This window comes from Leeuwenhoekiella sp. A16, from assembly GCF_047946675.1.
In the GTDB taxonomy this organism is placed as follows: Bacteria; Bacteroidota; Bacteroidia; order Flavobacteriales; family Flavobacteriaceae; genus Leeuwenhoekiella.
The window spans coordinates 706,982-722,685 of the sequence record NZ_CP172313.1 but is presented as its reverse complement, the minus strand read 5'-3'; the positions used below and the strand labels follow the sequence as shown (position 1 = coordinate 722,685).

13 protein-coding genes are annotated in these 15,704 nt (G+C 37.8%); 5 read left to right on the top strand and 8 right to left on the bottom strand.

Annotated elements, in window-relative coordinates; genetic code table 11:
* Nucleotides 1-42: 42 nt before the first annotated feature.
* Nucleotides 43-2,580 (bottom strand): BamA/TamA family outer membrane protein, encoded by a 2,538-nt coding sequence (locus ACH3O9_RS03120; RefSeq protein ID WP_416444299.1) that lies wholly within the window; start codon nt 2,578-2,580, stop codon nt 43-45.
* Nucleotides 2,581-2,631: 51 nt separating this feature from the next.
* On the opposite strand from ACH3O9_RS03120, the gene ACH3O9_RS03115 reads away from it, so the two are divergent.
* A complete protein-coding gene (locus tag ACH3O9_RS03115) occupies nt 2,632-3,354 on the top strand; it encodes a TrmH family RNA methyltransferase (protein ID WP_416444296.1) in 723 nt (240 codons plus the stop codon).
* Between the two features lie 8 nt (nt 3,355-3,362).
* Here the strand turns inward: ACH3O9_RS03115 and ACH3O9_RS03110 are convergent, their stop codons facing one another.
* Nucleotides 3,363-4,055 carry a porin family protein gene (locus tag ACH3O9_RS03110; protein WP_416444294.1) on the bottom strand — a complete coding sequence of 231 codons (693 nt, stop codon included), beginning with the start codon at nt 4,053-4,055 and terminating at the stop codon, nt 3,363-3,365.
* Between the two features lie 4 nt (nt 4,056-4,059).
* Nucleotides 4,060-4,788, bottom strand: a complete 729-nt coding sequence (gene ubiE / locus ACH3O9_RS03105) for a bifunctional demethylmenaquinone methyltransferase/2-methoxy-6-polyprenyl-1,4-benzoquinol methylase UbiE (RefSeq protein ID WP_416444292.1) — start codon at nt 4,786-4,788, stop codon at nt 4,060-4,062.
* A gap of 218 nt (nt 4,789-5,006) precedes the next feature.
* Here ubiE and trkA point away from each other — a divergent pair, with 218 nt between their 5' ends.
* Genes trkA through ACH3O9_RS03090 form a run of 3 tightly spaced genes read left to right on the top strand, consistent with a single transcriptional unit; the run spans nt 5,007 to nt 8,890 of the window.
* Nucleotides 5,007-6,356 carry a Trk system potassium transporter TrkA gene (gene trkA / locus ACH3O9_RS03100; protein ID WP_416444290.1) on the top strand — a complete coding sequence of 450 codons (1,350 nt, stop codon included), beginning with the start codon at nt 5,007-5,009 and terminating at the stop codon, nt 6,354-6,356.
* A 41-nt stretch (nt 6,357-6,397) separates the two neighbouring features.
* Nucleotides 6,398-7,861, top strand: coding sequence for a TrkH family potassium uptake protein (locus ACH3O9_RS03095; RefSeq protein WP_416444288.1), 1,464 nt, complete (start codon nt 6,398-6,400; stop codon nt 7,859-7,861).
* A 54-nt stretch (nt 7,862-7,915) separates the two neighbouring features.
* Nucleotides 7,916-8,890: a YpdA family putative bacillithiol disulfide reductase gene (locus ACH3O9_RS03090; protein WP_416444286.1), complete on the top strand. Its 975-nt coding sequence runs from the start codon at nt 7,916-7,918 to the stop codon at nt 8,888-8,890.
* A gap of 337 nt (nt 8,891-9,227) precedes the next feature.
* Here the strand turns inward: ACH3O9_RS03090 and purT are convergent, their stop codons facing one another.
* From purT to ACH3O9_RS03075, 3 genes are read right to left on the bottom strand one after another with little or no spacing between them, the layout of a single operon-like run.
* Nucleotides 9,228-10,388, bottom strand: coding sequence for a formate-dependent phosphoribosylglycinamide formyltransferase (gene purT, locus ACH3O9_RS03085; RefSeq protein ID WP_416444284.1), 1,161 nt, complete (start codon nt 10,386-10,388; stop codon nt 9,228-9,230).
* Entirely contained in the window at nt 10,389-11,576 is a 1,188-nt protein-coding gene (locus ACH3O9_RS03080; RefSeq protein ID WP_416446612.1) for a pyridoxal phosphate-dependent aminotransferase, read from the bottom strand. It abuts the gene before it with no gap.
* Nucleotides 11,577-11,599: 23 nt separating this feature from the next.
* Nucleotides 11,600-12,703, bottom strand: a complete 1,104-nt coding sequence (locus ACH3O9_RS03075) for a fatty acid desaturase family protein (protein ID WP_416444282.1) — start codon at nt 12,701-12,703, stop codon at nt 11,600-11,602.
* A 142-nt stretch (nt 12,704-12,845) separates the two neighbouring features.
* Here ACH3O9_RS03075 and rsmG point away from each other — a divergent pair, with 142 nt between their 5' ends.
* Nucleotides 12,846-13,475 (top strand): 16S rRNA (guanine(527)-N(7))-methyltransferase RsmG, encoded by a 630-nt coding sequence (gene rsmG, locus ACH3O9_RS03070; RefSeq protein ID WP_416444280.1) that lies wholly within the window; start codon nt 12,846-12,848, stop codon nt 13,473-13,475.
* A 36-nt stretch (nt 13,476-13,511) separates the two neighbouring features.
* On the opposite strand, the gene ACH3O9_RS03065 is transcribed toward rsmG, so the two are convergent.
* A complete protein-coding gene (locus tag ACH3O9_RS03065; RefSeq protein ID WP_416444278.1) occupies nt 13,512-13,754 on the bottom strand; it encodes a hypothetical protein in 243 nt (80 codons plus the stop codon).
* A gap of 191 nt (nt 13,755-13,945) precedes the next feature.
* Nucleotides 13,946-15,571, bottom strand: coding sequence for an L-glutamate gamma-semialdehyde dehydrogenase (pruA, locus tag ACH3O9_RS03060; RefSeq protein ID WP_416444276.1), 1,626 nt, complete (start codon nt 15,569-15,571; stop codon nt 13,946-13,948).
* Nucleotides 15,572-15,704 lie beyond the last annotated feature (133 nt).

Sequence of the window (15,704 nt, the reverse complement as noted above, 5' to 3'; positions counted from 1 at the left end):
TGCAAAATTAATAAATTAATAATGTTTGACCTTCCAAAACTACTAGAAAGGATAGTTAATACCTACATTAAAAACAGACTTGCTAAAGTTATACTGTTTAAACCAGCGATTTCCTTCCTCAAGTGATGGGTTATATGTTTTAAAACCTATGTCAAAACGAAGGACAAAAAAATTGAAATCATATCGTAGTCCAAAACCTGAACCTACCGCTATATCTTTAAGACTGTCAAAACCTGTAAATCGTGCTGCAGGGTCTTGTACATTATCTAGTACATTCCAGATGTTACCTATATCGGCAAAAATAGCGCCTTTAAAATCGCCTAATATTTCAAAACGGTGCTCGATGTTGAATGCCAGTTTAAGATTAGCTTCATTAAACTCATTAGGACTATCTGTGCTTCCGGGTCCTAAGCGATATGCCTGCCAGGCTCTGTTGTCATTTGAACCACCACCAAAAAAACTGCGAATAAACGGAATGCTGTTTGAATTGCCATAAGGAATTGCGATACCGCCAAATGCCCTGACAGCTAAAATGTTGTCATGCCCCAGATCCCAGTGCTTTATAAAGTCAAGTTCGGTTTTTGCATATTGTGAAAATGTCACGCCTAATATTCTGGAGCTGCCATCTTCATTGCGTTCTAGTTTTGCTGTACTGCTAATAAGATCAAGCATATTACCTGCCACTTCTAATTTTGCCCTAAAGCTGGTAAATTCATTGTCAAAAAGACCAATTCGTGTATTTCTGTAAAACGTAAAACTAGTTGCAAGAATAAGATTGTCCTCAGTAAGGCGTTGACGTCTTTCTTCAATATTTGATACCTGATTAAACTCATCTCGAGTTAGCTCAATCTCTCTATTTTCTACGGCGTTTATAAACGCACCTGTTCCGTCTGGTTTTTGAAGCTGTAGCGGGCTTTGTCCTTCCTCAAAGAAAGGGCTATTAGGCTCAAGGTTGTTTATTGCTATCTCATTGAGATCATCATAACTATTTGAGTAAATATTGAAATAGTTGCTTCGGTTTAAGTTACGTATGTATTGAATATCAAAAAGGTCAAACCTGTAATTGCGAGTAGCGGTGGGTGACCATTTATAATTTACCCCTCCTGTAACGTTTTGCTTGTCAAGACCTATGTTTTGCTGTACGCCCAAACCTACTGTAAAACTGGTAGAAGGAGACATTTCTGGCTGAATGAAATTGGTGTGAATAGGGAAGAAAATCCGTGGTATCGTGAGGCTAAGATCAGCGCCTATCTCTGTAATGTCAAAAAAGGAATTGGTATCATTATCAATATCTTCTGTAGCAGAAGCTCCTATACTTCCTCTCGCCGAAAGCTGTAACGTTTCTAAACCTCCAAAAACGTTACGTATAAGTAATGAGCCCCCACCAGCAATTCCAAATTTCTGAATGTTTGACGTAGAAAGGTCAAAATCTGCACGTAAATTAAACTTGGGTAAAGGTGTTAGGTAAAAGTTTGCAATGAGATCATCTCCTGTAGAATCTGCCGGGTCTGATGTGTATTTTAGATCAGGATACCTAAATGTGCGTAACTGGCTTAGCCTGATCAATGATTTATTTCGCGAGTCATCGCTATAAATATCGCCGGGTTCTATAAATATTGCATCTGTAAGATAGCGGGGTTTGTAGTTTATTTTATCATAGGCATAGAGCTCATAATTATTAAGCTCAACACTGTCGCTAAGTTCATTATCGCGGTCGTTGTAACTGTAGTCTGTATAAACTTTAACCTTGCTTATTTTATGAACTTTCAGGTTTTCTTCATAAACTGAATCCTGTGCTTTTATTTGCCTGTTTTTAATATAAAGCTCCAGATTTACTTTGTGATCTGTATTTACAGAATCACCTATAAAACTTATAAACTCCCTGTCAAAATGAAACATACCCTTGTTTCTAAAGAGATCTGTAAGTCGGGTAATTTCTGCATTTACGTCAAGGCGTTTGTACTGCCGCCCAGAAACTATAGTCGACTCATCTTTAAAAGCTCTGTAAATAGAATCAACAGCAGGAGATTTTATAAAGGTTTTTAAAGAGTCTATTTTATAAGGCTCTCCGGTAGTTACCGCATAGTCTACAGTCCCTTTTTTTGCTATACTGTCTCTGTTAATATTAAATGTAGCTTTGGCATTAAACCAGCCATTACTGTGGTAATATTCTTCAAGACGGTCTGCAGAGCGTTGTGTAAGATTTTGAGAGATTATTGTAGGCTCTTCACCTGTGTTCTTTAGGGTCTGGTTAAAAGCTTCTCTAAAGTGTATGTAATTATCAAGTTGCTTTCGCGAAAGCACAGCCGTCCAGAAACGTCGCTTGCTATCATTGTCTATTAATCTTGCTTTGAGTATAGAGTCAATGTTAGGTCGTGCTAAATTATAAATAGAAAGGCGCAGCGCATTATTAGGCTGCTGGTAGATTATATTATTTATTTGCGCATTCTTATTTTCTTCGTCATTTATCGTTATAGTGTTCTCTGTAAGCAAAAGATCACCGGGAGGCACACGTTTTACCGCGTTGCAGCCTACAAGCGTATAGAGTACTAAAAGAATAAATGATATTTTTGTGCGCAAGTGTTGCAACTGGGATTTACTCAAAGGTAACGTCAAAAATACATAATAAGCGTGGTTAGCAAAAGCCAAATAAAATTAATAACGAGTCTGGCTCAAAAAAAGTACCGGCAGCAGCATGGTCTTTTTGTAGTAGAGGGCATTAAAGGTATTTCAGAATTTTTATCTTCTAATTTGAAATTGCACAGTATTTATTCTACTGGTGATTATTTTGAGGATGTTCCGGCCGATTTATGCATGCATTTGACCGATAATGAGCTTAAAAAGGTGAGTTTTTTAAAAACACCGCAAAAAGCGCTGGCCATTTTTCATATTCCGAAAAGTGATTCTGTAGATCCTTCAGGATTGCAGCTTGCATTAGACGATGTGCGCGATCCCGGTAATCTGGGAACAATTATAAGGCTATGCGATTGGTTTGGGGTAAAGCAACTTATTTGTTCGCCACAAACAGTAGATTGTTACAACCCTAAGGTTGTGCAGGCCACTATGGGTTCACTCACGCGTGTGCACATAAAATACACCAATTTATCATCATTTTTGACCGAAAAATCACCTGTTTATGGCGCTTTTATGGATGGTGAGAATGTTTATGAAGCCAGCTTGCCTCAAAATGCAATTGTAGTAATGGGTAATGAAGCTAACGGTATTTCTAAAGAGGTTGAAAAATTAGTAAGTGAGCGCATTGCAATACCTCAATTTGGTACTAATGGGACAGAAAGCCTCAATGTCGCGACGGCAACAGCTATTTTATTAAGCGAATTTAAGCGTCGTTTTTAACGATTTTTCTATTGAAAAGTGAGGTTTATAAAAACACCACGCGAAGATAATTTGTCAATATTGCTTGTAAATGGACTTTCAGGCGCTTTGTCTGGAACGAGTTCATTGTTTAAAGCAAATACCCCGCGTATGCTAGGTGTAAATTTGAAGTAATAGAGATAAAAATCTATACCAAAACCTACTTCATAATAATACGTGTTTGTTTTCATCCTAAATTGACCGGCATAATTGTCATCGGGATTATCTTCATTGCTCGATAAATTATTAGAAAAAGACACGCCGCCTACTACAAATGGTTTCCAATTATTTAAACGTTTTGTTGAGAATTTAACCAGAAGTGGCACATGAATGTATGTTGAGTTAGTCTCACGCATAATGGGATCTTCCTCAATATCTTGAAAATAAAGATTTCTCGTGGTGAAATAAAGCCCTGGCTCAAGCCGAAGATTTATATATTCATTGATACGCAGATCGCCTATGAGGCCTACATTAAAACCCGTGTTCTTTTCAACATAAATATCTGTTGCAGGCTCTTTGTATTCTATTTTAAAATCATAGCTGTTAAAGCCAAAAAAGTAACCCCAGGTCCAGCGTTGTTTATCAAAATTCTGCAGGTTTGCCACCCGCTCTTTTGAAAACATTTGTGCATTGGTATTATGAAATGCAAATAGGAATATGGTAAAGATTACAATTTTTCTCATTCGGTTATTTTGATGCACAATAAATTGTAGCCACGCCAAATGTTTGTGGCTTGTCTTGCACATTAGTAAACCCAATTTTTCTTAAAATATTGTTGAGTCTTTCGCCGTAAGGAAATACAGATGCGCTTTCACTTAAATATTTGTAGGCGTCTTTATCTTTTGAGAACATCTTCCCTATTAAAGGTAATAATTTAGTAGAATATAAGGTGTAACCCTGTTTAAAAGGTGTTTTAGTAGGGACGGAAGTTTCCAGAATAACAAAAAGGCCGCCGGGTTTTAAAACTCTTAAGATCTCGGCAAGTCCTTTCTCGAGATGCTCAAAATTACGCACGCCAAATGCTACGGTAATTGCATCAAAATAATTGTCTGTATAAGGTAGGTTTTCAGAATCGGCCTGCACCATTTCAATGACTCCTTCGTGACCTTTAGCCTTGATCTTTTCTTTGCCTACATTAAGCATACCTGCAGAAATGTCTAGCCCAACAATTTTTTGTGCACCCGTTTTTACAAGACTTATAGCCAGATCTCCGGTGCCGGTTGCCACATCAAGAATAGTTTGTGGTCTGGTTTCAGCCACAAGATCTACCACTTTGTTGCGCCATTTAATATCTATACCAAAAGAGATAACGCGGTTAAGGCCATCATACTCTTTAGAGATCGTATCAAACATATGTTCTACTTGTTCTCTTTTTGAGCTTTTAGAATCTTTATAAGGGTTAACATTATTGGTCATAAACAAAATTTCTGGCAAAGATAGTATATGTTGATGATTAGCTCACTTTGTTTTAATCGCTGCGCAGGGTTTAGTAACCTGAGCTTTACAATTTATACACAAGTTGATATTCATCTGTTCTATTTAGTACTTGATCTAAGAATATGTGAGAAAAGGCAATCTTCAGGTAGTGAACCTAAATCATGTATATTTGTAGCGTTTCAAGTTCAAAATCTTTTATGAAGATAGTCATTGCAGGGGCAGGCGAAGTAGGATTTCATTTAGCAAAGTTACTTTCCTTCGAGTCTCAAGACATTACACTTATAGATATTAACAAGGATAGTATTGCTTACGCAGATACACATCTTGATATACGTACAATACGAGGCGATTCTACTTCTATTGCGGTGTTAAAAGATGCGCGTATAGAAAATACAGATCTTATCATTAGTGTAACTGCAAGTGAAACAACAAATATTACTATTTGCGTTCTCGCCAAACAAATGGGGGCAAAGCGCACTATTGCACGTATATCTAATACTGAATTTATTGAAAACCAGGATATGGTTGGTTTTAAGAAATTTGGTATAGATGAGCTTATTTCGCCAGAAAGTCTTGCTGCTTCAGAGATAGAACTTTTGCTTAATCAGTCTGCTTTTAACGACAGCTACGAGTTTGAAAATGGAGCATTGACCATGGTAGGGACAGCGCTTTCGCGAACAGCTTCATTTGTAGGCAAAAGTGTAAAGGAAGCAGCGCTTATATTTCCCGAGCTACATTTTATGCCCATAGCCATACAGCGTTCTGGCACCCAATATACGCTTATACCCAGGGGTGATACTATTTTTAAAGAAGGCGACCAGGTTTATTTCATGACTGTAAAGGGTGGCGTGGAAGAAATCTATAAGCTTACCGGGAAAATGAAGCAGGAGATCAAAAATGTGATGATTCTGGGCGGTAGTAAAATAGGTTATAAAACGGCTAAAGATCTGTGCTCACATAACTTTAGAGTAAAACTTGTTGAGAAAGATAAAGACAAGGCTTTTGAACTTGCCGAGAGACTACCCAGAACATTGGTTATAAACGGTGATGGGCGTAATGTAGAGCTCCTAGAAGAAGAGAATATCTATGATATGGATGCTTTTATATCTGTAACAGGAAACAGTGAGACAAATATAATGTCTTGCCTTGTGGCGAAATCTAAAAGCGTTAAAAAAACGATCGCTCTTGTAGAAAATATGGATTATTTTCAGCTTTCACATAGCATCGGTATTGATACTCTTATAAACAAGAAGCTTCTTGCGGCTAATAACATATTTAGATATATAAGAAAAGGAGATGTTGTGGCTATGACAAAGCTTAACAATATGAATGCTGAATTACTGGAGTTTATTGCTAAGCCAAAATCTCAGGTTATAGGTAAGCGCATTAAAGATCTTGATTTTCCCCGTTCTGCAACAATAGGTGGAGTAGTGCGAGATGGTGTGGGTGTGATTGCGCTGGGAGATTATGTCATAAAAGTAGGTGATCGTATTGTGGTGTGTTGCTTACTTCGCTCAATTAATAAGGTAGAACGAATGTTTATATAAGCCGGGTGCCAAGACTTAATTTCAAAATTATTTTTCATTTAATGGGGCTGCTGTTAGTATTCAACGGTGGCTTTATGCTTTTGTCTGCTATGGTGGGTTATTTCTACGATGATGTAGATATCGCTTTGAGCATATCATCAGCAGGATTTCTTACTATTTTAATTGGTACTGTTTTCATGTATTTTACACGTGATCACAGAAAGGAACTTCAGAAAAGAGATGGATATATTGTAGTGGCTTTTGGTTGGATTTTCATGTCATTAAGTGGTTGTTTGCCCTACATTTTTTCCGGAGCAATTCCTTCACTCACAAATGCTTTCTTTGAGACGATGAGTGGCTATACGACCACCGGAAGTTCTATTCTCAATGATATTGAAGCAATGCCAAACGGAGTGCTATTCTGGCGCAGTACAACGCATTGGATAGGCGGGATGGGAATAATCGTGCTCACTATTGCCATTTTGCCGTTACTGGGAATTGGTGGTATGCAGTTATTTGCAGCAGAAGCTCCTGGACCAAGTGCAGATAAATTGCATCCCAGAATAACAGATACAGCCAAGCGTTTGTGGCTTATTTACTTTGGGTACACAGTAGCGGAAACTATAGCGTTAAAACTGGCGGGAATGTCATTTTTAGATGCCATAAATCATGCAATGAGCACGCTTTCTACGGGAGGTTTTAGTACTAAAAACGCAAGTGTTGCCCACTGGAATGATAATCCTGCAATTCAATACATCCTGATAATTTTTATGTTTTTGGCTGGTACCAATTTTGTATTGAGCTATTTCGCCTTTAAAGGAAAATTGAAAAGAGTATGGGAAGATGAGGAATTTAAACTCTATAGTACTTTCATTTTAGGATTTACATTGCTGGTTGCACTTGTTATAATTTTTAAAGCAGATGTTTCGATTTCATCAATAGATCATCCTATGGTCTTGGGGAAAGTAGAAAGTGCTTTTAGGCATGGTTTATTTCAGGTGATCTCCGTAATAACCACAACCGGATTTGTTTCTGCAGATTTTACTATGTGGACGCCCTTTCTTACAATTATATTTTTTGGGCTGATGTTTTTAGGTGGCTCGGCAGGCTCTACAGCCGGGGGAATAAAGGTTGTGCGTCACTTAATTACAATACGTAACGGCGTTCTTGAATTTAAGCGTACGCTTCATCCTAATGCGATTCTACCCGTTAGATACAATGGGAAAGCGGTACCGCAACCTATTGTGTTTAATATACTAGCTTTCTTTATACTCTATATGCTTGCTTGGATAATCGGCGCATGCGGTTTAGCAGCCTTAGGGCTCGATTTTCCTACTGCTTTAGGAGGTTCTGCTTCTTCATTAGGTAATGTTGGGCCAGCATTTGGTGCTCTTAGCCCGGTAAATAATTTTGATGCGTTGCCGGCTTTAGGTAAATGGTGGTGTTCTTTTCTTATGCTAATAGGAAGACTTGAGCTTTTTACCGTACTTATCTTACTCACTCCATTTTTCTGGCGTAATCACTAGTATTGCCTTAACTTTGAGTTTTTTGTTCTTTGAACCAAAAGCTTAAAAATAACTGTGAAAAAGTATCAACTTATAATTATAGGCGGTGGGCCCATAGGTCTCGCATGTGCTATTGAGGCTACCAAAAAAGGATTAGATTATATAATTCTTGAAAAAGGGGTTTTAGTTAACTCTTTATATAATTTCCCTGAACAAATGACCTTCTTCTCAACTTCTAATCTGCTTGAGATAGGAGAAGTGCCTTTTGTTGCTCATAACGACAAACCCACCCGTAAAGAAGCGCTTGAGTATTACAGACGTGTACACGAAAGCTGGAAGCTAAACATAAAATTATATACTCCTGTACTCTCAATGAAACAGGAAGCGGGTGATTATATAATTGAAACCGGAAAAGGGAATTTCTTAACTCAGGCTGTTATCATATCAACTGGATTTTATGATACGCCCAGAAAATTGAACATTCCGGGTGAAAATCTGCCAAAAGTCAAGCATTTTTATGACAGCCCACATCCCTATGTAAATCAAAAAGTATTAGTTATAGGTGCGGCAAATTCGGCTTGTGATGTTGCGCTTGAAACTTATTATAAAGGGGCAGAGGTGACTATGGCAATTCGTGAAAACGAGATCTATCCTAATACAAAATACTGGATTAAACCTAACATAGAAAATCGAATCAAAGAAGGCGCAATTAAAGCTTACTTTAACACAATTGTAAAGGAGATACGACCAAATACTGTTGTACTTGTGACTCCTGATGGCGAAGTAGAGCTAGAGAACGATTTTGTACTTGCCATGATAGGTTATACTCCTAATTATGCACTCTTCGAGAAGCTAGGCTTACCTATTGATGAAGAAAACCATAAATCACCCATTCATAATCCAGATACGCTTGAAACACCGCTTAAGAATGTTTATGTGGCCGGAGTGATCAATTCTGGTATGCAGACAAGTAAACTCTTTATTGAGAATACCAGAGTTCATGCAGAAATGATCATGGAACATCTGGCGGCAGACCTAAAAGTTCACTAGAAATAACGTATTTAAATAGAAAAAATCCCCTAAAAAAGGATAAAAATCGGGTATTTTAGATAAAAAAGGCGACTCATAGAGTCGCCTTTTTTATTTGTAATCTTCTCTTACGGGAGAGAATGTATCTGGTAATTTATAAGCTGTGATTGCTTTGCCGCTGTGTTAGAATTTGGTGGTATTACAACTACAGCGCCAGGGTTAAAATGGCTTTGTTCCGGGAGTTCTGCACCTTTTTCTACACCCTAAAACGATAATGTAGAATTTGTATTATGAATTAATCTTCCGTGAAAACCGGGCATGATTTCTTTTACCGGTATGTCTGCCAATTCAATTTTCATTATACTACTTTTATTTCCTTAGCAGATTGAAATGCACGTTCTCTCACAAGGTCAATGTCACCGTCAAGGTCATCATAGCTTACAACTACGCCCATACGTCTGTTAGGTCTTGCAGTAGGCTTACCAAAGATTCTAAAATCAGTTTTAGGCATAACAGCAGCAACTTCTACATTTTCATACGCAGGATGGTCATTGATGACTGTAGATAGTATCACCGCGCTCGCACCCATTTTTTCTAAAGTGATTTCAGGAATAGGCAGGCTTAAGATCGCTCTTAAGTGCAATTCAAACTCATTAAGATTTTGGGTGTTTGCAAGCGTTACCATTCCTGTGTCATGTGGTCTGGGTGATAATTCTGAAAAGTAAATACCATCTTTGGTTACAAAAAACTCAACGCCCCAAATTCCGGCTCCACCAAGTGACTCAGTAATTTTCTCTGCCATATCCTGAGCAGCGTTCAGATCGTGATTATTCATTTCGGCTGGTTGCCAGCTTTCCTGATAATCTCCAGATTCCTGTCTGTGACCTATAGGTGCACAGAATAAGGTAGGCAGGTTATTTTGTGTTACCGTTAGAAGTGTGATTTCATAATCAAACTTTATATATTCTTCTATAATAACTTCCGCAACATCGCCTCTTGAGCCTTTTTGCGCATAGGTCCAGGCAGCTTCAATACCTTCTTCAGAAGTTACGAGGCTTTGACCTTTCCCGCTGGAAGACATGAGTGGTTTGATAACGCATGGATATCCTATTTCTTCTGCTGCGGTAAATAATTCTGCAGGAGAAGAAGCATATCTGTATGCTGCAGTACGTAGTCCTAATTCTTTCGCCGCAAGGTCACGAATAGATTTTCTATTCATCGTAAAATTAGCAGCTCTGGCAGACGGTACTACTTTATATCCTTCAATTTCATAATCATAAAATCGCTCTGTACGAATTGCTTCAACTTCGGGAACAATATAATCAGGTTTATGTTTTGCAACCACAGCATCGAGAGCGTCGCCATTGAGCATATTAATAACCTCAAAATGATCTGCGATTTGCATAGCAGGAGCGTTAGCATAGCTATCTACTGCTATCACTGTTTGCCCCAGTCTTTTTGCTGCTATTACAAATTCTTTACCTAGTTCACCGCTACCTAACAGGAGTATTTTAGACATTTATGATACAGCTTTTTTAATTCGAGCCATTGCTTCTTTTATTTGTTCGGTGCTGGCTGCATAAGAGATGCGTATACAAGTAGGACCTCCAAAGGCATCGCCTGTTACAGTCGCTACATTTGCATTTTCAAGTAAATACATTGCAAAATCTGAAGCGTTAGAAATTGACGTCCCGTTTAGGGTTTTACCAAAATAATACGAAATATTAGGAAATACATAAAAAGCACCTTCAGGCTCGTTGCATTCAAATCCCGGAATTTCATTAAGCAGATCTAAAATGAGCTTACGACGCTCTTTAAACTGATCTACCATATATTGTATCTTGCTTACCGGAGCTTCAAGTGCAGTAATAACAGCGCGCTGTGCAATACAATTTGCACCACTGGTTACCTGACCCTGAATTTTGTTACAAGCTCTTGCGATATAAGTAGGAGCGCCTATGTAACCTATTCTCCAGCCTGTCATAGCAAATGCCTTTGCTACACCGTTAACGGTAACCGTGCGGTCATACATATCTTCAAACTGAGCCATGCTGGCATGATCACCCACATAATTGATATGCTCATAGATCTCATCGCTAACAACTATTATTTGCGGATACTTTTGAAGTACGTCTGCTAAAGCACGTAATTCTTCTTTGCTGTAAATAGAACCACTTGGGTTGCAAGGTGAGCTATACCAAAGCATTTTAGTATTAGGTGTAATTGCTGCCTCAAGTTGCTCTGGAGTCATTTTAAAATCAGAGTCGATAGAAGTTGGTACTTCTACAGGAACACCTTCTGCGAGTTGCACGATGTCGCTATAGCTTACCCAATAAGGACAAGGTAGTATCACTTCATCACCGGGGTTAAGACATACCTGTGCAATATTGTACAGAGATTGCTTTGCCCCTGTAGAAACTACAATTTGAGAGCGATCATAAGTGAGATTATTATCTCTCTTAAATTTTGTGATAATAGAATCTTTTAATTCTACATAACCATCAACAGGAGAGTATGTATTGTAGTTATCATTAATCGCCTGTATTGCGGCATCCTTAATGAAATCTGGAGTATTAAAGTCTGGCTCACCAAGACTTAAGCCAATAACGTCTTTGCCTTCTGCACGTAGTTCACGAGCTTTTGCAGCCATCGCTAAAGTGGCAGATGTCTGTAATTTATTTATCCTGTCTGAAAGTGGATTAGTCAATGTTTCCATGTATTAATTGATGATTAAGCTGTTGTTAAAGTTGGTCGCATTCCCATTTCTTTTAAATATCTAAAATGTGCGATCACCGCTTTTCGGGTAGTTTTATATTCGTTATAAGGCAGATTGAATTCTTTTGCCGTTTCCTTAACTATTTTTGAGATCTTGGTGTAATGCACATGGCTAATATGCGGAAAAATATGATGCTCAACCTGATGGTTAAGACCGCCTGTAAACCAGTTTACAATTCTGTTTTTAGTAGAGAAATTCACCGTGGTGAAAAGCTGATGAATAGCCCAGGTATTTTTCATTGAGCCCGTATTATCTGGTATTGGCATATCTGCCTGATCAATAACATGAGCTAACTGAAATACCACACTTAAGATAACACCTGCAGTATAATGCATAATAAAGAATCCCAGAATAACCTTCCACCATGCGATATCTAAGATAAGCAATGGTAGAACGATCCACACTGTGATGTAAACTACTTTGGTGATAACCAGTTTCGTCCATTCAAGAGTAGGATTTGGGAATTCGCCATAAGAGAGTTTTCGCTTTAAGTAACGCTTCATCTGTAGAAAATCTGTTGTGATAGCCCAATTAAAGGTTAGTAAACCATATAGAAAAATGGAGTAGAAGTGCTGAAATTTATGATGCTTATACCATTTAGCATGTTTTGAAAACCTCAAAATTCTACCTGCTTCCAGATCTTCATCGTGACCATGAATGTTAGTATAGGTATGATGCAGTACATTGTGTTGCACCTGCCAGTTGTAAACATTACCTGCCAGAATATAAATACTGCTTCCCATTAATTTATTTACCCATTTCTTTTTAGAAAAAGAATCATGGTTACCATCGTGCATTACGTTCATACCTACTCCTGCCATACCAACACCCATAACAATAGTAAGTAGTAACTGCAACCATCCCGGAAGCGAAAGCGTTAAAAGTAAGAAGTAAGGAGTAAGAAACATGCTGAACATAACCGCAGATTTTACATATAACTTCCAGTTACCGGTACGTTCAAGATTATTTTCTTTAAAATAGGTGTTAACCCTTTTATTTAGTGTTCTGAAGAAGCGGGCTGAATCAACTCGCGAGAATCTTATTGTTTTATTTTCCATATTAAAAATGTAGTATGCCTATAACGCTGAATTTGCCAAAACGTTATAATCTAACAAAAATAAGACTATAATTTTTTAGAAGCGTAGATTCTACCAATTTAACGTCTTAAAAAGCTAATTTTGCACCCGAAAAGTTAGATTTATGGATATTATTACCAAGTATTTCCCAGACCTTGATAAAAAGCAACTGGAGCAGTTTGCCAAGTTGAGTGAACTGTACCAGGATTGGAATCTTAAAATAAATGTTGTTTCCCGTAAAGATATAGATGAGATATACCTGCGACATGTACTGCATTCTTTAGGTATAGCTAAAGTTCAACCTTTTGCGCCTGGCGATTCAATACTAGATGTAGGTACGGGCGGTGGTTTTCCTGGTGTGCCGTTAGCTATACTATTTCCAGAGACAGAATTTCATCTTGTTGACAGTATTGGTAAGAAAATTAAGGTGGTTGATGAGGTTGTTGCAGGACTTGGTCTTAGAAATGTGAAGACTACAAATGACAGAGTAGAAAATGTAGATGGTCAATATGATTTTATTGTAAGTCGTGCCGTAGCTCAAATGGAAACCTTTGTACACTGGGTAAAAGGAAAAATTGCTAAGAAAAGTACGCACGATCTAAAAAATGGTATTCTGTATTTAAAGGGAGGTGATCTTGAAGAAGAGTTGGCTAAATATAAAGCTGCAAAGATCTATGATCTAAAAGATTACTTTGAAGAAGAATTTTACGACACTAAAAAGGTAGTTCACCTGCCGTTAAAATATAAAGGATAAAAAAAAGCGACCATTTTGGTCGCTTTTCAATTTTAATTAGGTGCGCAAAACATTATAATATGTTTGGTTGCATAAGGACCCAAAGTGTTTAAGGAAATCTTGGGCCTTTCCTATTAAGGTCTTTTTACTTGTCTCTTGCTCTTCTAGTAAAGTATCTTCTAATTCTCTAAGTTTCTCATCGATCATACTTAGGTCACGCACTAAATACAGCTTCTCCTTTTTACGGGTAATCTTTCTGTTCTTTTTGTTTTGTGTTACATCGATAACAGAGTACTTCATCTTAAGCAAGTACATTTTGTTCTCATCATTCATCATAATCTCTCTAATATTTAGTGTTCAAATATACAAAAATAATATCAACTTAACCTTAAATTTAACTTCACGTAACATTAAGTTAACATTGAAGCTTGCGCGAAATAAAAAAGCACGCTCCTAAAAAACGTGCTTTTAATATATAAAATCTACCAGAATTAACCTAAAAACGGATATCTGTAATCTACAGGAGTTACAAATGTTTCTTTTATTAATCGTGGAGAAACCCAACGCAGGAGGTTAAGGGCGCTACCGGCTTTATCATTAGTACCCGAAGCACGAGCACCACCAAAGGGTTGCTGACCTACTACTGCCCCTGTAGGTTTGTCATTTATGTAAAAGTTACCTGCAGCATTCTGCAAGGCAGTTGTAGCTTCAGTAATTGCAATGCGATCTGTAGCAAGAACAGCTCCTGTTAAGGCATATTCACTAGTGCCATCAACAAGTTCAAGTGTTTCACTCCACTTTTCGTCCTCATAAACAAAAACAGTAATAACCGGGCCAAAAAGTTCAGTACACATCGTAGTGTATTTTGGGTCTGTAGTTAACAAAACGGTTGGCTCAATAAAATAGCCTTCAGATTTATCATAACCACCCCCTACAATTATCTCTACATTATCATCTTCTTTAGCCTGATCGAGATACTTTGCGAGTTTGTCAAAAGATCCCTCGTGAATAACAGCAGTTATAAAATTGCTCATATCTTCAGGAGAACCCATTTTAAAAGAATTCACATCTTCTATTACATAGCCTTTTACTTCATCCCACAATGAAGCAGGTATATAGCATCTGCTTGCTGCACTACATTTTTGACCCTGAAATTCAAAAGCGCCGCGAGAGATAGCCGTAGCAACCTGTTTTGCATTTGCAGTTGGGTGAGCAAGAATAAAATCTTTACCACCGGTTTCTCCTACAATACGAGGATACGTTTTGTAATTGTGAATGTTTGCGCCAATTTTAGCCCAGATATCTTTAAACACGTGAGTAGATCCTGTAAAGTGAATACCTGCAAAATCTGGACTTGCAAGTACAGTTTCTGTGATCATTGCGGGGTCGCCCATTACTACATTTATCACTCCTGCAGGAACGCCGGCTTCGCGAAAAACATCCATAATAACTTTAGCAGAATACACCTGGCTGTCACTGGGTTTCCATACTACAACATTTCCCATTAAAGCTGCTGATGCAGGAAGGTTTCCGGCAATAGCCGTAAAGTTAAATGGGGTTACAGCATAAACAAAACCTTCAAGAGGTCTGTGCTCTACACGGTTCCACGCTGCAGAACTTGATTCTGGCTGGTCTGCATAGATCTCAGCCATATACTGCACATTAAATCTGAGAAAGTCGATAAGTTCACAAGCAGAATCTATTTCTGCCTGATAAATGTTCTTTGATTGAGCGAGCATTGTCGCTGCGTTTATTTTTGCACGGTATGGGCCTTGTATAAGTTCTGCTGCTTTAAGAAAAACAGCTGCACGTTGCTCCCATGGTAATTGCGACCATGTTTTTCTTGCTTCAAGGGCTGTAGTTATAGCTTCTTCTACATGCGATTTTTCGGCAAGATGATATTCACCTAAAATATGCTTATGCTCGTGAGGTGGAGACATTGTACGTGTAGTGTTTGTCTCAATGTCTTTACCATTTATATATAGAGGTACATTTATCTTGCTATTGTACATTTCTTTATATGTTGCAAGAACTTCATCACGTTCTGGTGAGCCTGGGGCGTATGATCTTACAGGTTCATTAATAGCGATGGGTACTTCAAAAAATCCTTTTCCCATGATTTATTAGTTAATTGTTTTTAATTCTGAAAAATAAAGGGAGCAAGTTACAAAATTAAGTACGTATGCTTTAGTGCAGAATGGGCATATTTAGATATTATGAAAGTTTATGCAAACAGTGAATTTTCTTACT